15 protein-coding genes, 1 tRNA gene and 1 other RNA gene are annotated in these 17,216 nt (G+C 70.9%); 4 read left to right on the forward strand and 13 right to left on the reverse strand.

The annotated features are described in order from the left end of the window. Positions 1-22 precede the first annotated feature (22 nt). From ACFV3I_RS11185 to ACFV3I_RS11195, 3 genes are read right to left on the reverse strand one after another with little or no spacing between them, the layout of a single operon-like run. The gene (locus ACFV3I_RS11185; protein WP_378822826.1) at positions 23-2,998 is read right to left on the reverse strand and encodes a bifunctional [glutamine synthetase] adenylyltransferase/[glutamine synthetase]-adenylyl-L-tyrosine phosphorylase; all 2,976 of its coding nucleotides are present in this window, start codon (positions 2,996-2,998) and stop codon (positions 23-25) included. 8 nt (positions 2,999-3,006) lie between these two features. Next, a complete protein-coding gene (gene glnA, locus ACFV3I_RS11190) occupies positions 3,007-4,344 on the reverse strand; it encodes a type I glutamate--ammonia ligase (RefSeq protein WP_378822829.1) in 1,338 nt (445 codons plus the stop codon). A gap of 2 nt (positions 4,345-4,346) precedes the next feature. Beyond that, positions 4,347-4,589, reverse strand: coding sequence for an SPOR domain-containing protein (locus ACFV3I_RS11195; protein WP_136030250.1), 243 nt, complete (start codon positions 4,587-4,589; stop codon positions 4,347-4,349). Positions 4,590-4,670: 81 nt separating this feature from the next. Here ACFV3I_RS11195 and ppgK point away from each other — a divergent pair, with 81 nt between their 5' ends. Continuing rightward, positions 4,671-5,417, forward strand: a complete 747-nt coding sequence (gene ppgK, locus ACFV3I_RS11200; protein WP_136036155.1) for a polyphosphate--glucose phosphotransferase — start codon at positions 4,671-4,673, stop codon at positions 5,415-5,417. Positions 5,418-5,475: 58 nt separating this feature from the next. Here the strand turns inward: ppgK and rnpB are convergent. The 6 genes from rnpB to ACFV3I_RS11230 all read right to left on the reverse strand — a co-directional run bounded on the left by rnpB (position 5,476) and on the right by ACFV3I_RS11230 (position 9,667). Beyond that, positions 5,476-5,842: RNase P RNA component class A (gene rnpB, locus ACFV3I_RS11205), an RNA gene on the reverse strand. A 23-nt stretch (positions 5,843-5,865) separates the two neighbouring features. Beyond that, the gene (locus ACFV3I_RS11210) at positions 5,866-7,566 is read right to left on the reverse strand and encodes a bifunctional 3'-5' exonuclease/DNA polymerase (RefSeq protein ID WP_378822830.1); all 1,701 of its coding nucleotides are present in this window, start codon (positions 7,564-7,566) and stop codon (positions 5,866-5,868) included. 22 nt (positions 7,567-7,588) lie between these two features. Continuing rightward, positions 7,589-8,323: a zinc ribbon domain-containing protein gene (locus ACFV3I_RS11215; protein ID WP_378822832.1), complete on the reverse strand. Its 735-nt coding sequence runs from the start codon at positions 8,321-8,323 to the stop codon at positions 7,589-7,591. A gap of 36 nt (positions 8,324-8,359) precedes the next feature. Beyond that, on the reverse strand, positions 8,360-8,740 hold the full coding sequence (locus tag ACFV3I_RS11220; RefSeq protein ID WP_378822833.1) for a YchJ family protein: 381 nt from the start codon (positions 8,738-8,740) through the stop codon (positions 8,360-8,362). After that, a complete protein-coding gene (locus ACFV3I_RS11225; protein WP_378822835.1) occupies positions 8,740-9,117 on the reverse strand; it encodes a hypothetical protein in 378 nt (125 codons plus the stop codon). Before ACFV3I_RS11225 ends, ACFV3I_RS11220 begins: the two co-directional genes overlap by 1 nt. Positions 9,118-9,142: 25 nt before the next feature. Next, on the reverse strand, positions 9,143-9,667 hold the full coding sequence (locus tag ACFV3I_RS11230) for a PadR family transcriptional regulator (protein ID WP_378822837.1): 525 nt from the start codon (positions 9,665-9,667) through the stop codon (positions 9,143-9,145). Between the two features lie 71 nt (positions 9,668-9,738). On the opposite strand from ACFV3I_RS11230, the gene ACFV3I_RS11235 reads away from it, so the two are divergent. Then, positions 9,739-10,578, forward strand: a complete 840-nt coding sequence (locus tag ACFV3I_RS11235; RefSeq protein ID WP_378822839.1) for an aldo/keto reductase — start codon at positions 9,739-9,741, stop codon at positions 10,576-10,578. A 12-nt stretch (positions 10,579-10,590) separates the two neighbouring features. Here the strand turns inward: ACFV3I_RS11235 and ACFV3I_RS11240 are convergent, their stop codons facing one another. Further along, the gene (locus ACFV3I_RS11240; protein ID WP_378822841.1) at positions 10,591-11,427 is read right to left on the reverse strand and encodes a helix-turn-helix transcriptional regulator; all 837 of its coding nucleotides are present in this window, start codon (positions 11,425-11,427) and stop codon (positions 10,591-10,593) included. A 100-nt stretch (positions 11,428-11,527) separates the two neighbouring features. Here ACFV3I_RS11240 and ACFV3I_RS11245 point away from each other — a divergent pair, with 100 nt between their 5' ends. Beyond that, a complete protein-coding gene (locus tag ACFV3I_RS11245) occupies positions 11,528-12,292 on the forward strand; it encodes an SDR family oxidoreductase (RefSeq protein WP_378822843.1) in 765 nt (254 codons plus the stop codon). A 33-nt stretch (positions 12,293-12,325) separates the two neighbouring features. Here ACFV3I_RS11245 and ACFV3I_RS11250 read toward each other — a convergent pair whose 3' ends face one another. The 3 genes from ACFV3I_RS11250 to ACFV3I_RS11260 all read right to left on the reverse strand — a co-directional run bounded on the left by ACFV3I_RS11250 (position 12,326) and on the right by ACFV3I_RS11260 (position 14,331). Beyond that, positions 12,326-13,279, reverse strand: coding sequence for an L-lactate dehydrogenase (locus ACFV3I_RS11250; protein ID WP_378803741.1), 954 nt, complete (start codon positions 13,277-13,279; stop codon positions 12,326-12,328). Positions 13,280-13,342: 63 nt separating this feature from the next. Further along, on the reverse strand, positions 13,343-14,230 hold the full coding sequence (locus tag ACFV3I_RS11255; RefSeq protein WP_136036163.1) for a TIGR01777 family oxidoreductase: 888 nt from the start codon (positions 14,228-14,230) through the stop codon (positions 13,343-13,345). A 28-nt stretch (positions 14,231-14,258) separates the two neighbouring features. Next, a tRNA-Val gene (locus tag ACFV3I_RS11260) sits at positions 14,259-14,331 on the reverse strand. Positions 14,332-14,484: 153 nt separating this feature from the next. Between ACFV3I_RS11260 and aceE the strand changes: the two genes are divergently transcribed. Further along, entirely contained in the window at positions 14,485-17,211 is a 2,727-nt protein-coding gene (aceE, locus tag ACFV3I_RS11265; RefSeq protein WP_136030225.1) for a pyruvate dehydrogenase (acetyl-transferring), homodimeric type, read from the forward strand. Positions 17,212-17,216 lie beyond the last annotated feature (5 nt).

Here is a 17,216-nt window from a genome sequence, read left to right on the forward strand (position 1 = left end):
GTTCCCGCAACTCGGTTGACAGTCACCCGTAGAACAGGTGCTCGAAGGTCCGCCGAGCCCGGCGCGTGACACCCAGGTAGTCCTCCTCGAGCTGCGTGGCCGCGCGGTTCGGGTAGCCCAGCAGCCGCGCCAGCGCGTCGAGCTGCCGGCGGTCGGCCGGGAGCACGTCGCTGGTCTGTCCGGTGAGCAGGGTGATGGCCGACCGGAGCCGGCTCGACAGCAGCCAGGCGGCCCGCAGACGCTCCGCGTCCTCCTCCTCCACGAGCCCGGCAGCGACCGCCGCGTCCAGCGCCCGCAGTGTCGAGGTGGTGCGGAGTCCCGGCACCTGCGCCGCATGCTGCAGCTGCAGCAGTTGCACGAGCCACTCCACGTCGCTCAGGGTTCCCGGTCCGAGCTTGAGGTGCCGCCGCGGATCCGTGCCCTGCGGCAGCCGCTCCCCCTCGACCCGCGCCTTGATGCGCTTGATCTCCCTCAGCCCCTGGAGGTCGACCATGTCGGGGTAGCGGATCGAATCGGCGAGCTCCGTGAACCGCGCGATCAGCTTGACGCTCCCCGCGACGCCCTGCGCGCGCAGCAGCGCCTGCGCCTCCCACGACAGGGACCAGCGACGGTAGTACGCCGTGTACGCGTCGAACGAGCGCACCAGCGGACCGTTGCGCCCCTCCGGACGCAGTCCGGCGTCGAGCTCCAGCGGCAGCCGGTGGTCGGTGAGGTGCTCGCGCAGACCCGCCACGATCTTCGTGGCGAGCTTCTCGGCGCGCTGCGGATCCACGCCGTTCGCGTCGTACACGTACAGCACGTCCGCGTCGGAGCCGAACCCGAGCTCGCCACCGCCGAACCGGCCCATCGCGATCACGGCGAAGTCGAGCGCCGCGTCCTCCGGCGGCACGACCTCACGCATCACCGCGCGCAGCCCGGCCTGGATCGTCGCGGCGGTGATGTCGGTGAGGGCCGTCGCCACCTCCTCGATCGTGAGCACATCGAGCACCGCGCCCATGGCCGTGCGCAGCAGCTCGCGCCGCCGCAGGGCCCTGACCGCCCGCAGCGCGTCCGCGACCGTCTCGTGCCGCGTCTGGATCGCCCGCGCCTCCTCGTCCAGCGCCTCCGCGCCACGTGGTCGCAGGCGCTCCGTGCTGTCGAGCCAGGCCACGGACTCCGGGATCCATTCGAGCAGCTCCCCGATGTAGCGCGACGACGACAGCAGCCGCGTGAGGCTCTCGGCGGCGCCGGAGGAATCCCGCAGCATCCGCAGGAACCACGAGGTGTCGCCCAGCCGCTCGCTGATGCGACGGAACGCCAGGAGCGCGTAGTCCGGGTCGCTGCCGTCGGCGAACCAACGCACCATGATCGGCATCAGGTGCCGCTGGATCGTGGCCTTGCGGCTCAACCCTCGCGTCAGGGCACCGATGTGGCGCAGCGCCCCGGCCGGGTCGCGGAACCCGATCGCCGCGAGCCGGTCGTGCGCCTGCTCCAGCGACAGCGTGCGCTCCTCCTCCGGCAGACCGGCGACCGCGCTCAGCAGCGGGCGGTAGAACAGGCGCGTGTGGATCTCGCGCACCTCGCGGCGCACGGCCTCCCAGCGCGCCCAGATGGCGTCGCCGCTGTCGGCCAGTCCGGTCGCGCGGGCGAGGAACCGTCGCCCGGCCGGCGTGCGGGGCATCAGGTGCGTGCGGGAGAGCTCGCGCAACTGCAACCGGTGCTCCATGAGCCGCAGCACGCGGTAGTCGGCGGCGAAGGTCGCCGCATCCGCCCGGCCGATGTACCCGCCGTCGACGAGGGCGTCGAGGCTCTCCAGCGTGCCGCGGGTGCGCAGCGTCTCGTCGGTCAGCCCGTGCACGAGCTGCAGGAGCTGCACCGTGAACTCGATGTCGCGCAGACCGCCCGCGCCGAGCTTGAGCTGGTACGGCGCGTCCTCCGGATCGATGTGCTCCATGACCCGTTCGCGCATGCGCTGCACGTTCTCGACGAACTCCTCGCGCGCGGCGCTCGACCACACGAGGGGCTGCACGGCCGCGATGTACTCCGCGCCCAGCACGGGGTCTCCCGCGAGCGGCCGTGCCTTCAGCAGCGCCTGGAACTCCCACCCCTTCGCCCAGCGGTCGTAGTAGGCGGCGTGCGAGACGAGCGAGCGCACCAGCGCCCCCTGCTTGCCCTCGGGCCGCAGCGCCGCATCGACCTCCCACAGGGGCGGCTCGACCTCGATCGCGCTGAGGGCACGCATCGTCTCGCGCGCCAGTCGCGTCGCGATGTCGATGGCCCGCGCCTCCGACACGACCGCGTCATCGGCGGTTCCCGCGACGAAGATGACGTCGACGTCGCTGACGTAGTTCAGCTCCCGCGCGCCGGCCTTGCCCATGCCGATGATCGCGAGCCGGGTCGCGGCGAGCTCGTCGTGGCCGGTGCTCGCGCGCAGCCGCGCCCGCGCTACCGCCAGCGCCGCCTCCAGCGCCGCACCGGCGAGGTCGGCCAGCGCCGCGGCGACCGCGGGCACCGCGTCCTCCGGGCGCTCGTGCGCGAGGTCGAACGCGGCGATCGCGGCGAGCTCGCGCCGATACGCCACGCGCACCGCCACGACCGCGTCGTCGTCGCCCGCCGCCGCGACACCGTCGCTGGCGTCCACGGCGGCGAGGAGGCGGCTGCGCAGCGCGTCGGCCGATGGCAGCGCCGACACGGGCTCGCCGAGCACCGAGAGCTGTGCGGGGTGGCGCAGGAAGAACTCGGCGAGCCCGGTCGAGGCGCCGAACACCCGCCACACCGTGCGGCGCGCCTCCGCATCGTCGACGAGCGGCCGCACCGCCTCCGGGTCACGGCGCGCCACCCGGAGCAGACCCCGCACCGCCGCATCCGGGTCTGCGGCGCCCATACCGTCGAGCAGCCCCGCACGGGGTCGGTCCAGCAACGACTCCAGCTCTGCCAGCGACGCGGCGGCCTCGGACAGCTCGGAGAAACCGATCCGTGCGAGCGCGGAGAGCGAGACGGAGGCGTCGGGTCGGGCCATGCCGCGCCTCAGAGGAGCTCGAGGTTGTTCTTCAGCTCCAGCGGCGTGACCTGCCCGCGGTACGCCTCCCACTCCTTGCGCTTGTTGAGCAGCACGTAGTTGAACACCTGCTCGCCCAGCGTCTCGGCCACGAGCTCGGACTCCTCCATGTACTCCAGCGCGTGGTCGAGGCTCGCGGGCAGGGCGGAGTAGCCCAGCGCACGGCGCTCGGCGTCGCTCAGCGCCCACACGTTGTCCTCGGCCTCCGGCGGCAGCTCGTACCCCTCCTCGATGCCCCTGAGGCCGGCGGCGAGCATGAGCGCGTAAGCCAGATAGGGGTTCGCGGCCGAGTCGAGCGCGCGGTACTCCACGCGCGACGACTGCCCCTTGTTCGGCTTGTACATCGGCACCCGGACGAGCGCCGAACGGTTGTTGTGACCCCACGTGATGAAGCTGGGGGCCTCGTCGCCGCCCCACAGACGCTTGTACGAGTTGACGAACTGGTTGGTCACGGCGGAGATCTCGTTCGCGTGCCGCAGGAGCCCGGCGATGAAGTGACGGCCGGTCTTGGACAGCTGGTACTTCGCCCCCTCCTCGTAGAACGCGTTCTGATCGCCCTCGAACAGCGACATGTGCGTGTGCATGCCGCTGCCGGGCTGACCGCTGAGCGGCTTCGGCATGAACGTGGCGTACACGCCCTGCTCGATGGCCACCTCCTTGATCACGGTGCGGAACGTCATGACGTTGTCGGCCGTGGTGAGTGCGTCGGCGTAGCGCAGGTCGATCTCGTTCTGACCGGGACCGCCCTCGTGGTGGCTGAACTCCACCGAGATGCCGAGGTCTTCGAGCATGCGCACCGAGCGGCGCCGGAAGTCATGGGCTGTACCGCCCGGCACGTTGTCGAAGTACCCGGCGGAGTCGACCGGGACCGGACCCTCGGGCCCGAACGACGAGGACTTGAGCAGGTAGAACTCGATCTCCGGGTGCGTGTAGAACGTGAAGCCCGCGTCAGCGGCCTTCGCGAGCGCGCGCTTGAGCACGTGACGCGGATCCGCCACCGCCGGCTGCCCGTCCGGAGTGGTGAGGTCGCAGAACATGCGCGCCGTCGGGTCGATCTCCCCGCGCCACGGCAGCGTCTGGAACGTGGTCGGGTCGGGCTGCGCCAGCAGATCGGACTCGTACGTGCGGGTGAGGCCCTCGATGGCCGAGCCGTCGAAGCCGATGCCCTCCGCGAACGCCCCCTCAACCTCGGCCGGCGCGATCGCGACCGACTTCAGCGTGCCGATCACGTCGGTGAACCACAGCCGCACGAACTTGACGCCGCGCTCCTCGATCGTGCGAAGCACGAAGTCCCTCTGCTTGTCCATGGCTACTCTGCGCCCTGGCCCTTCGCGTCGGAGCCGAAGCCGCTCGACGGCTTCGCGTCCCAGCCCTGCTCCGCGGCCTCCTCCTCGGCCCAGGCACGCGACCGCTCCTGGAGGACCTCGGGCGCACGACGCGCCTCGGCCTCGGTGTCGAAGGGGCCGACGCGGTCGATCGAGGGCGACAGCATGCCGAACTCGACCTCGCCCGTGGCGGAGTTGTACCAGTACTTGTGATCGCCGTCGGTCATGGCTTCTCCTTCTTCCCGCGAGTCGTTCGGGTGATGTCATCGATCCTACTGGCGCACACAGCGGTCGCTAAGCTATCGGCCATGGCAAAAGCGATCGGCGTCGACATCGGCGGCACGGGTATCAAAGCGGGAATCGTCGACCTCGAACACGGCACCATGGCCTCGGATCGGGTACGCGTGCCCACCCCGGAGGGTGCGGCGCCGGAGGACGTGCTCCTCGCCGTGCAGACCGTGCTCAAGACCCTCGACGTGCACGAGTCGACGCTCCCCCTCGGCGTGGCCTTCCCGGCGATCGTCAAGCGCGGCAAGACCCTGTCCGCCGCCAACGTGTCGAAGAAGTGGATCGACTTCGACGCGGAGCGGTTCTTCCGCGACGGCCTCGGCCGCAACATCGTGTTCGTGAACGACGCCGACGCGGCGGGTGTGGCCGAGGCTCGCCACGGTGCCGCCCGCGACGTGATCGGCTTCACGCTGCTCACCACTCTCGGAACCGGGATCGGCTCGGCCTTCCTGTACGACGGCGTGCTGCTGCCCAACACCGAGCTCGGTCACCTCAACTTCCGCGGCTTCGAGTCGGTGGAGACCTGGGCGGCCACCTCCGCCCGCGAGCGCGAAGGGCTCAGCTGGGCCGAGTGGGCGGAGCGGCTGCAGGAGTTCTACTCCCACATCGAGTTCATCTTCAGCCCCGACCTGTTCGTGGTCGGCGGCGGGGTGTCGAAGAACGCGGGCGACTTCCTCCCGCTGCTCGACCTCAAGACCCCGATCGTCCCGGCGATCCACCGCAACAACTCGGGCATCATCGGCGCCGCGTCACTCGCCGGCGACTGACACCAGCGCGACTCGTGGAAGGCCCCGCAGAGCATCTGCGGGGCCTTTCCTCGTGGGGCGAATGGGCCGGCCTGTACGCCGGGTTCTGTTCCGGGGTTCTTCGCCCCTTCGACGGTCATCTCTCTCGGCGACACGTTGCCGTGCCGCTCCAGCGGTCTACCCGAGGACTCGGCGGGCCGCGTCAACATCCTCTGTCTGACCTTGCTCCGGGCGAGGTTTACCTGGCGGGCCGTGTCACCACGACCCCCGGTGGTCTCTTACACCACCCTTTCACCCTTACCCGCGATCCGAGGATCACGGGCGGTCTGCTCTCTGTGGCACTTTCTCGCGGATCACTCCGGGTGGGTGTTACCCACCGCCCTGCCCTGTGGAGCCCGGACGTTCCTCGGTGCGGTCACCCGCCACGCGACCGTCCAGCCGACCCATTCGCCCCTCCAGTCTACGGCGCTCACTTCTCCGCGGAATCCGCGATGCGCAGGTCGAGCGGCACCTCGATCGGGAACGTGCCGAACAGGCGGGTCGTCGCGACCTCCGCTGCCTCCCGCACCGCCGCCGCGGCGGCCTCGGCGTGCTCGCGCGGGGTATGCACGATGATCTCGTCGTGCAGGAAGAACGCCAGATGCGGCTCGCGGGCGAACGGGCCGGAGGCCTCGGCGGCCCCGAACACGGGCGGCAGCTGCTGCAGCCGGTGTCGGATCTCGGCGAGCCAGATGAGCGACCACTCGGCCGCCGTGCCCTGCACCACGAAGTTGCGGGTGAAGCGCCCCCAGTCCCGGGCTCGCCGACGAGCGAGGGCGACCACGGCGGGATCGGCCTCCGCGGCCGTCGCATCCGACTGCAACCGCATCCACTCGTCCGACGGCCGCGGCGAGGACCGGCCCAGCCACGTCGAGACGATCCCGCCGTCCTCGCCCGTGCGCGCCGCTTCGTCGACGAGGGCCATGGCGCGCGGGTAGACGCGGCGCAACCGTGGCACCAGACGGCCGCTGTCGCCGCTCGTCGCGCCGTACATGGCCCCGAGCACCGCATACTTCGCCTCTTCACGGGTCGCGACCGCGCCCGACGCCACGACACCCGCGTAGAGGTCGCCACCGCGCGCCGCCTCGGCCATCGCTTCATCCGCCGCCATGGCCGCCAGCATCCGCGGCTCCAGCTGCGCGACATCCGCGACCACCAGCGTCCATCCGGGGTCGGCCCGCACGGCGGGTCGCAGGTTCCGCGGCAGCTGCAGCGCTCCCCCGCCGGCCGAGGCCCAGCGCCCCGTCACCACGCCACCGGGGATGTAGACCGGACGGAACCGCCCCTCGTGCACCCACTCGGACAGCCACGTCCACCCGTTCGCGCTCAGCAGCCGGGACAGCTTCTTGTACGCCAGCAGCGGTTCGACGACGGGATGGTCCTGCGTCGACAGTTCCCACTTGCTCGTGGACTCGACCTGCACTCCGACGCGATGCAGGGCGCGCAGCAGCTTGGGTTGGCTGTCCAGGTGGAGAGTCGCATCGCCGAGGAGCGCTCGCACCTCGTCCGCACGCTCCACCATGTGCCGGGGAAGACCGCCGCCCGCGGGCCGGGCGCCGAGGGTCTCGGTGAGGATCGCGTCGTGCACCGCCGTGTCCCAGGGCAACCCGGCGGCGCGCATCTCCTCGGCGATCAGGCCACCTGCGGACTCGGCGGCGCACAGGAGCGTCAGCCGACCGTCCCGCGCGGCGGCGATCACCCGGCGTTGCGCGCGGTACTGCTCCAGGGCCGCGACGGCCGCCGGCTCCCCCGATTCCTCGTCGAACACGTCGAACAGGGAGGGCGTCGCGTCCGCGGGCTGCCGCGGCTCCCAGGCGGCAGACGGAGGCAGCGGCGCGGGCACCGTCGCGGTGTCCCGCAAGATCGCATGGCACAGGACCAGGTCGTGACTGCGGCCGATGCGGACTCCCTCCCGCAGCAGCAGTGCGTACACCTCGGCGGCCGAGCGCAGGATCCACCGGGGGCCGTCCTCCGCCTCCGTCGCGGCGACCCAGGACGCGAGTTCGCCCGCGGGCACGAGCGTCCGACCGATCTCCCGGTCGTGCTCGTCGAGCTCGACCGCCGCGTACTCGGCCGCCCCGAGCGCGATCAGGGCGATGCGGCGCTCCGTGCCCGACGCCGGCACCGTCATCGGCGGTGCACGACGGATGCGCTCACGAGAGCCCCGACTCCTCGGTGCGGACGAGGATGCAGCCGCACTCGGGGCAGGAGACCACGGCGTCCTCCGGGGCACGGCGGATCTCGTTGAGGTCGGTGCCAGGGAGCATCATGCGGCAGCCCTCGCAGGTGCCGCGGGTGAGGAGCGCCGCCCCCGCGCTGTTCTGCGCGCGGCGGTCGTACTCCGCCAGCAGCGGGGCGGGGATCGAGCCGGCGACGGCCTCCCGGTCACGCGTCAGCTGAGCGCCGAGCTCGGTGGCCGCCACCACGTCGGCCTTCGCCTGCGCGGTCAGGGCCGTGCCCTCGGTCGTGGTCGTGTCGAGCAGCGCCTGCTGAGCGGCGACGGCGGCATCGGCCTCTTCCACGCGCCCCATCACGTCGAGCTCCGCGTCTTCCAGGTCGCTCAGGCGCTTGGCCAGGCTGGCGAGCTCGTGCTCGAGCGCCTGCGCCTCCTTCGCGTTGGTCGCCGCCGCCAGACGCGCGGTGTCGCGGTCACGACGCTGTTCGGCCAGGGACACGTCGGACTCCAGCCGCGCGAGCTCGGCCCGCGCATCGTCCCGCGCGCCGGTGAGAACCGTGAGCTCGCGGAGCTGCTCCTGGCGGACGGCGACGAGCTCGGTGATCCGCGCCGCCTGACTCGGCTGGGTGCGGGCGCGCTCGGCCTGCGCGATGCGCCGGTCGAGGTCCGCGATGTCGAGCAGGGTGCGCTGGTTCTCCGGGGTGGCGTTCACGCTCTCAAATCTAGTCGGTCGGCCGTCGTCCGGGCCTCAGCCGATGACGCCGTCGACGTAGAGCCACGTGCGGCCCTCGCGGACGAATCGGCTGCGCTCGCGCAGGGAGCCGCGCTCGGAGCCGTGCCGCCAGAACGCCTCGAACTCCACGACGCCGTCGCGGTCGAACGGTCCCCCGGCCACGCGGTCGACGATCAGCAGCCGACGCCACTCCAGACCCCGGTCGAACTCGACGTCGCGGGGCCGCGTGCTCGGATGCCAGGTGCGCAGCAGGTACGCGGCGTCCTCCCGGGAGAAAGCGGTGTAGCGGGAGCGCATGAGCCGCTCAGCGGTCGGAGCGGGCGCACCTCCGAGAAGGGGCGCGCAGCACTCGTCTAACGGGTTGCCGGAGCCGCAGGGGCAGCGTGCGGACGACATCACGAGAGCGCGACGATCAGGGTCATGCCTGCCAGCATCACGCACACCGGGGTCATGGTCCACCGTTCCGCGGGACTCCGCGAGATCGCATTGAGCAGGATCCCGATCACGAAGTACGCGAACAGCACCCAGCACAACACGACGACGACGGGCAGCTCACCCCCGGCGATGACTCCCGCACGGCTCAGCAGCAGTGCGGCGAACCCGGCGTAGAGGACGACCGAGACGATGCTGCCGACGCGGAGCCGCACGGGCAGAACGCCGTGCGCAACGCCCCAGGCGAAGCGGCCGAGCGGCGCGCCGAAGATGAGAGCGACCTGGAACAGCATCAGAGCCGCGAGAAGGACGAGGGCGCCCGTCAGAGCGACGGCGAGCATGCGGAGACCTCCAGGGTGTCGGGAGTCATGCGGACAGGTCGAGATCGTCGAGCCAGGAGAGCGCGAGCCCGTGCGAGCGGAGACCGTAGTCGAGGGTCGCGCGACGGAAGCGGTACAGCTCGCGCACGGCCTCAGGCACGTCGGTCGCATCGAGCTCCTCCGCCAGGGCGGCAAGCCGGGACTGGTCCTGCGCGATCCGTGTGCGGATGACCTCGACGCACAGCGGACGCTCCGCGGGCGGGAGGTGTCCCAGGAGGTGGATCCGCGCGAGCATCAGGGGCTCGGGGTCGGATCCGGTGAGCGGCGACGTCATCCACGTGTGCCAGGACCGACGCCCCTCCGCCGTCACGCGGTACAGCTTCCTTCCCCGACCGTTCGCGGCCGCCTCGTCCACGCGTGCCCAGCCCTGCGACTCGAGCTGACGGAGGGCGCGCTGGATGCTTCCGAAGCTCGCGGCGTAGAAGAGCGAAATCCCGGCGCGGAACCGCTTGTGCACGTCGTAGAGCGTGAGCGGAGCGTCCAGAAGGATCCCGAGGATGAGGAACTGCATGCTCCAGATATACCTCTTAGGGATATTGCGGACAAGGCCTACGCTGAACACAAGCCACCGAAGGAGCACCGATGCCCGCCATCCCCACCGTCACCGCCCACAACGGCTTCACCCTTCCCGCGATCGGGCTGGGCACCTATCGCCTCGACGGCGATGCGGGAGCCGACGCCGTCGCCGCGGCCATCGGCGCGGGCTACCGCCTCATCGACACGGCCTTCAACTACGAGAACGAGGGGTCCGTCGGGCGCGGTATCGCCGCCGCCGACGTCGACCGCGCCGAGATCATCGTCACCACCAAGCTGCCCGGCCGACACCACCCCGCGGACCGGGCGCGGATCAGCATCGAGGAGAGCCGCTCCCGGCTCGGGCTCGATGCGACCGATCTCCATCTGATCCACTGGCCGAACCCGCACCAGGACGAGTACGTCCCCGCATGGACGGCGCTCGTCGAGGCCCAGTCCCGCGGCGTCGTGCGGCAGATCGGCGTGTCGAACTTCCTGCCGGAGCACCTGGAGCGCATCGAGAGGGAGACCGGCGTCCGCCCCGTGGTCAACCAGATCGAGGTGCACCCGTACTTCCCCCAGGAGGAGCAGCTCGCCCACCACCGCGCCCAGGGGATCATCACCGAGGCGTGGAGTCCGATCGGCCGGGCGAAGGCGCTGCTCGACGAGCCCGTGATCAGGGAGGTCGCCGCCGCACACGACATCGCACCGGCGCAGGCGGTGCTGGCCTGGCACGTCGCCCGGGGGACCGTGGCGATCCCCAAGGCCTCGTCGCTCGCTCACCAGCTCGACAACCTCGCCGCGGCGGAGATCGTGCTCGACGACGCCGAGGTGGCCGCGATCACCGCACTCGGTCGCCCGGACGGACGGCTCTTCGACGCGGACCCCGCCGTCCACGAGGAGTCCTGACCGCGGGAGCGCTCAGACGGTCTGCGTCCCCAGCACCCGCAGGAACTCCAGCTTGCCGGCCGCCTCGCTCCCCCGCGGCGCGGTCAGCACGATCAGCGCCTGCGACTCGTCTTCCGTGAACAGCGCCTGGCAGTCGACCTCGATCTCGCCGAGCTCCGGGTGCACCATCACCTTGTGCTGCTCGAAGCGACGGCTCACCTCGTGCGCCTCCCACAACCGCACGAACTCGTCGCTCATGGCCGAGAGGGCCGTGACCATCTCGCAGGCGCGGGAGCGCGCACCGGGGACCGCGTGCGCGGCCCTGAGCGTCGCCACGAGAGACCGCGACTGCCGCACCTGATCGACCTCCCGATAGCGGAGGCGCTCCGTCTGCGGGGAGGCGAACCAGCGGTAGATCCCGCTGCGATCCATCCCGGTCAGGCTTCCCGCATCGCCGATCAGCGCCCGGGAGGCGTCGTTCTGCACGAGCACCTCGTCGAGCACCGACACCACGAACGCCGGCGTGTCGTGCAGCCGGTCCAGCACCCGGAGGATCCCCGGCCGCACGTAGTCGGTCGCCGTGACGCGATCCGGGGCGCTGTGGCCGCTCAACCGGAACAGGTAGTCGCGCTCGTCCTCGGTCAGCCGCAGCGCCCTGGCGAGCGAGCCGAGGATCTGCACGCTCGGCTGCGGTCCCCTCCGCTGCTCCAGGCGTGCGTAGTAGTCCGTCGACATCGTGGCCAGCTGGGCCACCTCCTCGCGCCGCAGACCGGCGGTTCGGCGGCGCGCTCCCGCGGGCAGCCCCACGTCGGCGGGCGTCAACGCCTCCCGGCGGCGCAGCAGGAAGTCGGCCAGCGCATCACGATCCATTCCTGAAGTATCCCCCCGCCGCGGCACCCGAACCAGGGATCGGCGGTCCCTGGACGATCCCTCTCTGGAGCGTCCAGCCGCCGCCGTCGACGCTGGAACCATGGACATCACCGGAAACACCATCTTCATCCCCGGCGCGACCAGCGGCATCGGCCTCGCGCTGGCCCTCCGACTCCACGAACGCGGGAACACCGTGATCGTCGGCGGGCGGCGCGCCGACCGGCTCACCGCGATCGCCGACGCGCACCCCGGCATCCACACCGTGCAGATCGACACCGCGGACGCCGACAGCATCCAGGCAGCCGCCCGCACCGTCCTCGCCGAGCATCCGGCGCTGAACGTGCTCGTCACCATGGCGGGCATCATGCGCGCCGAGGACTGGCGCTCACCCGACGGCTTCCTCGCGACCGCCGAGGAGATCGTGACCACCAACGTCCTCGGGCCGATCCGTCTGATCGCCGCGTTCGTCGAGCACCTGCGCGCGCAGCCCGCCGCGACGATCATGACCGTGACGTCCGGGCTCGCGTTCGTCCCGCTCAAGGCGACGCCGACCTACAACGCCAGCAAGGCCGCGATCCACATGCTCAGCGAATCCCTCCGCCTGCAGTTCGCCGGCACGAGCATCTCCGTCGTCGAGCTGGAGCCGCCGGCGGTTCGCACCGCTCTCATGCCCGGGCAGGAGCAGGACGAGTCGGCGATGCCTCTCGACGAGTTCGCCGACGAGGTCATGGCGCTCATCGAGACCGACCCGGAGGCGCCCGAGGTGCAGGTCGAGCGCGTCAAGTTCCTGCGCCACGCCGAGGCGAGGGGGGACTACGCCCGCGTCGTCGCCGCGCTCAACAGCACCGATCGTCACGCCCGCTGAGGCCGGGGCGGTGCCCGCGCACCGCCCCCCAGTTCACGCCTGCAGGGACCCCGCGACCGCGGTGAGAGCATCGGCCGACTGCCGCAGCTGCTCCAGCTCGCGCTCCGAGAAGGAGGTGGCGCGGATCGGATCGGCCCCGGCGGCGCTCACGATCGACGGCACCGACAGGGCGACGCCGTCCAGGCCGTGGAAGTCGCGCAGCACCGTGCTCACCGGCATCACGGCGTGCTCGTCGCGGAGGATGGCCTCCACGATCCGCGCGCTCGACAGCCCGATCGCGTAGTTGGTCGCCCCCTTGCCGCGGATCACCTTGTACGCGGCGTCGCGCACCTCCACCGCGATCTCGTCCAGCTCCTCCAGCGTGAACCGCGGGTGACCCGGCGTCTCCCACTCCAGGATCGGCACCGTGCCGATCGTGGCGCGGGACCACAGGGGGAACTCCGTGTCCCCGTGCTCGCCGATGATGTGCGCGTGCACGCTCGCAGTCGACACTCCCGCCCGCTCGGCGAGCTTCCATCGCAGACGCGACGTATCGAGCACCGTGCCGGAGGCGAAGATCCGCTCCGGCGGCAGCCCCGTCTCCTGCTGAGCGATCACGGTGAGCACGTCGCACGGGTTCGTGACGATGACGTACACCGCGTTCGGTGCGACGGCGAGCAGGTCGGGCATCATGCGCCGGATGATGCCCGCGTTCACCCCGGCCAGCTCGGTGCGGGTCTGCCCCGGGTTCTGCTTGGCCCCGGCGGTGATGACCACCACGTGCGAGCCGGCCGCGACCGAGATGTCGCTGCCCCCGACGATCGCGCTCGACCCGGTGAACTGGGTCCCGTGGGCGAGGTCGAGCACCTCGGCCTCGACCTTCTCGGTGGCGATGTCATAGAGCGCGACGTGACGGGCGGAGCCGCGGATCAGTGCGGCGTACGCGACGCTGGAGCCGACGCTCCCCGCACCCACGACCGTGAGCTTCGAGTTCTCGATGATCTCCATGCGCCCATACTGACAGCGGGCGCGTCGCTCCGGGAGGGGGCGAGCCGTGCGAAAGCGCGCAGGTCAGACCGCCGCGGCCACCGCATCCGCCGCGGTCCGGTGGGTGAACCGGAACCCCGAGCGCTCGAGCACCTCCGGGCGCACATCGGCATCCGGCAGCAGGAGCGAGTCGGCCGCGTCCCCGAGCGCCAGGCGCAGCGCCCAGCGGGGAGCGCGAAGCCAGTACGGGCGATGCATCCGCGCGGCAAGGGCGCGTCCGATGTCGTTCATGGTGGCGGGCGTCGGACCCGCGAGGTTCACCGGACCGGTGAGCTTCGCGTCGAGCGTGTGCCGGATCGCCCGCACCTCGTCCTCGAGCGAGATCCACGGCCACGTCTGCGTGCCAGGGCCCAGCGGTCCCGCGACCCCGAGCCGGGTGAGCAGCACCAGCGGCCGCAGGACGCCGCGGCGATGGATCACGGGGGCGGTGCGCAGCAGCGCGACCCGGGTGAGGTCCTCCACCCGTCTGGCCTCGGCCTCCCATCGCACGCAGAGGTCGGCGAGGAACGTGTCGCCCGGCCGCGAGTCCTCCGTGAGGGTCTCCCCCGGCGCGGAGCCGTAGTAGCCCACGGCCGACGCGGAGACCAGCGCCGGAGCGTCGGAGCCGAGCGAGCGCAGCGCCGTCGTGAGGGTGTGCGTCGCATCGAGCCGGGACTCCACCAGCTCCCGGCGGTACCGCAGCGTCCACGGGAGCCGGCCGACGCTGGCACCGCCCAGGGCCACGACCGCCTCCGCACCCGCGAGCACGTCGGGGTTGAGGGAGCTCACACCGGGCATCCACTGATGCTCGCCGTCCTCCCGGGGCGGGTGACGCACGAGCGTGTCGACCTCGATCCCGTCGCCTCGCAGCGAGGCCGCGAGGGCGGAGCCGATCAGGCCGGATGCCCCGCTGATGACGATGCGTCGCGCCATGGTCGCTCCCCCGGTCTCCTCGAGACGGTGGGCCCTGCCGGGATCGAACCGACGACATCCACGGTGTAAACGTGGCGCTCTACCAGCTGAGCTAAGGGCCCTGGTGCGCTCAGTCTATCCGGCGGCGCATGCGCACCCACGTCGTGGAAGAGGGATAGGCTGAGGTCGGCGCGCGTTGTGCACGGCCGACAAGGCTGCCCGTGTCGCTTCCCGTTTCCTTGGCATGACCTGCCAGCTTGACGAAAGGTTCCCCCGTGACCGTCCACGACCAGGATCCGTACTCTCAGGGCCCCCTCGACAGCGATCCGGAGGAGACCGGCGAGTGGCAGCAGTCGCTCGATGAGCTGGTGGATGCCAAGGGACACGGCCGCGGCCGTGAGATCATGCTCAGCCTCCTCAAGCGCTCCAAGGAGCTGCACCTGAACGTGCCGATGGTCCCCACCACGGACTACATCAACACGATCGCTCCGGAGAACGAGCCGGAGTTCCCCGGCGACGAGGAGATCGAGCGCCGCTACCGCGCCTGGATCCGCTGGAACGCGGCCATCACGGTGCACCGGGCGCAGCGTCCCGGCATCGGTGTCGGCGGTCACATCTCCACGTACGCCTCCTCCGCCGCCCTGTACGAGGTGGGCTTCAACCACTTCTTCAAGGGTGCCGACCACCCCGGCGGTGCCGACCAGATCTTCATCCAGGGTCACGCCTCCCCCGGCACCTACGCCCGCTCGTTCCTCGAGGGTCGTCTGACCGAGGACCAGCTCGACGGCTTCCGCCAGGAGAAGTCGCACGCCCCGAACGGCATCCCCTCCTACCCGCACCCGCGGCTGATGCCCGAGTACTGGCAGTTCCCCACCGTGTCGATGGGGCTCGGCCCGATCAACGCGATCTACCAGGCGATGTCGAACAAGTACCTGGAGAACCGCGGCATCAAGGACACCTCGCAGTCGCACGTCTGGGCCTTCCTGGGCGACGGCGAGATGGACGAGGTCGAGAGCCGCGGTCAGCTGCAGGTCGCGGCGAACGAGGGCCTCGACAACCTGACCTTCGTCGTCAATTGCAACCTGCAGCGTCTCGACGGCCCGGTGCGCGGCAACGGCAAGATCGTGCAGGAGCTGGAGTCGTTCTTCCGCGGTGCCGGCTGGAACGTCATCAAGGTCGTCTGGGGCCGCGAGTGGGACGACCTGCTCGCCCGCGACACCGACGGCGCGCTGCTGAACCTGATGAACGTCACGCCCGACGGCGACTACCAGACCTACAAGGCGGAGTCGGGCGCGTACATCCGCGAGCACTTCTTCGGGCGCGACGAGCGCACCGCCGCCCTCGTCAAGGACTACTCCGACGACGACATCTGGAACCTCAAGCGCGGCGGCCATGACTACCGCAAGGTCTACGCCGCGTTCAAGGCCGCGACCGAGCACAAGGGCAAGCCGACCGTCATCCTCGCGAAGACCGTCAAGGGCTACGGGCTCGGCCCGCAGTTCGAGGGCCGCAACGCGACCCACCAGATGAAGAAGATGACGCTGGACAACCTCAAGACGTTCCGCGACGCGATGCACATCCCCATCACGGACGCGCAGCTCGAGGAGAACCCGTACCTTCCCCCGTACTACAACCCGGGACCGCAGGACGAGACGATCCAGTACATGCTGGAGCGTCGTCGCGCGCTGGGCGGCTTCCTGCCGGAGCGCCGCTCGACCCACGTGGGGCTCTCGCTCCCCGAGGAGAACGCGTACGCGCTGCCGAAGAAGGGCTCGGGCACGCAGGAGATCGCCACCACCATGGCCTTCGTCCGCCTGCTGAAGGACCTGCTGCGCTCGAAGGAGTTCGGTCACCGCATCGTGCCGATCATCCCCGACGAGGCGCGCACGTTCGGCATGGACGCCTACTTCCCGACCGCGAAGATCTACAACCCGAACGGTCAGCACTACACGTCGGTCGACCGGGAGCTGCTGCTCGCCTACAAGGAGAGCCCGCAGGGCCAGATCGTCCACGTCGGCATCAACGAGGCGGGCGCCCTCGCGGCCTTCACCGCGGCCGGCACGTCGTACGCCACGCACGGCGAGCCGCTGATCCCGATCTACATCTTCTACTCGATGTTCGGCTTCCAGCGCACGGGCGACGCCCAGTGGGCGGCGGGCGACCAGATGGCACGCGGCTTCATCATCGGCGCGACCGCCGGACGCACCACCCTGACCGGTGAGGGCCTCCAGCACGCCGACGGCCACTCGCACCTGCTGGCCGCGACCAACCCGGCCACCGTGTCCTACGACCCGGCCTACGGCTACGAGATCGCGCACATCGTCCGCTCCGGTCTGGAGCGCATGTACGGCGGCGAGCACGAAGACCCGAACGTCATGTACTACCTCACGGTGTACAACGAGCCGATGGTGCAGCCCGCCGAGCCGGCGGACGTGGACGTCGACGGCATCGTCCGCGGCATCCACCGCGTCTCGGTCGGCGAGGGCGACGGGCCTCGCGCCCAGCTGTTCGCGTCGGGCGTGGGACTGCCGTGGGCGATGGAGGCGCAGGAGCTGCTCAAGAACGACTGGGGCGTGATCGCAGACGTGTGGTCGGTCACCTCCTGGACGGAGCTGCGCCGCGACGGTCTCGCCGCAGACGAGCACAACTTCCTCCACCCCGAGCAGGAGCCGCGCACGGCGTACCTCACGCAGAAGCTGCAGGGCGTCGAGGGTCCGGTCGTGGCGGTGAGCGACTTCATGCACGCCGTCCAGGACCAGATCCGTCCGTGGGTGCCGAACCGCTTCGCCACGCTCGGCGCCGACGGTTTCGGCTTCTCCGACACGCGGGCCGCTGCTCGTCGCTTCTTCAAGATCGACGGTCCGTCGATCGTGGTGCGCACGCTGCAGTCGCTCGCGGAGGAGGGCACGGTCGACCGTTCGCTCGCCGCGCAGGCCATCGAGAAGTACCGTCTGCACGATGTGAACGCCGGCACCAGCGGTAACGCAGGCGGGGAAAGCTGAGCCTT

Origin of the sequence: Microbacterium sp. NPDC059771 (genome assembly GCF_042732495.1) — a bacterium.
GTDB lineage: Bacteria > Actinomycetota > Actinomycetes > Actinomycetales > Microbacteriaceae > Microbacterium > Microbacterium sufflavum.

What these genes read in the sequence shown, in the direction of transcription:
- ACFV3I_RS11185 (WP_378822826.1), bottom strand. Translation starts at nt 2,998, where the DNA reads ATGGCCCGACCCGACGCCTCCGTCTCGCTCTCCGCGCTCGCACGGATC.
- ACFV3I_RS11240 (WP_378822841.1), bottom strand. Translation starts at nt 11,427, where the DNA reads ATGGATCGTGATGCGCTGGCCGACTTCCTGCTGCGCCGCCGGGAGGCG.
- ACFV3I_RS11245 (WP_378822843.1), top strand. Translation starts at nt 11,528, where the DNA reads ATGGACATCACCGGAAACACCATCTTCATCCCCGGCGCGACCAGCGGC.
- ACFV3I_RS11235 (WP_378822839.1), top strand. Translation starts at nt 9,739, where the DNA reads ATGCCCGCCATCCCCACCGTCACCGCCCACAACGGCTTCACCCTTCCC.
- ACFV3I_RS11210 (WP_378822830.1), bottom strand. Translation starts at nt 7,566, where the DNA reads ATGACGGTGCCGGCGTCGGGCACGGAGCGCCGCATCGCCCTGATCGCG.
- ACFV3I_RS11230 (WP_378822837.1), bottom strand. Translation starts at nt 9,667, where the DNA reads ATGCAGTTCCTCATCCTCGGGATCCTTCTGGACGCTCCGCTCACGCTC.
- glnA (WP_378822829.1), bottom strand. Translation starts at nt 4,344, where the DNA reads ATGGACAAGCAGAGGGACTTCGTGCTTCGCACGATCGAGGAGCGCGGC.
- ACFV3I_RS11195 (WP_136030250.1), bottom strand. Translation starts at nt 4,589, where the DNA reads ATGACCGACGGCGATCACAAGTACTGGTACAACTCCGCCACGGGCGAG.
- ACFV3I_RS11250 (WP_378803741.1), bottom strand. Translation starts at nt 13,279, where the DNA reads ATGGAGATCATCGAGAACTCGAAGCTCACGGTCGTGGGTGCGGGGAGC.
- ppgK (WP_136036155.1), top strand. Translation starts at nt 4,671, where the DNA reads ATGGCAAAAGCGATCGGCGTCGACATCGGCGGCACGGGTATCAAAGCG.
- ACFV3I_RS11225 (WP_378822835.1), bottom strand. Translation starts at nt 9,117, where the DNA reads ATGCTCGCCGTCGCTCTGACGGGCGCCCTCGTCCTTCTCGCGGCTCTG.
- ACFV3I_RS11255 (WP_136036163.1), bottom strand. Translation starts at nt 14,230, where the DNA reads ATGGCGCGACGCATCGTCATCAGCGGGGCATCCGGCCTGATCGGCTCC.
- ACFV3I_RS11220 (WP_378822833.1), bottom strand. Translation starts at nt 8,740, where the DNA reads ATGTCGTCCGCACGCTGCCCCTGCGGCTCCGGCAACCCGTTAGACGAG.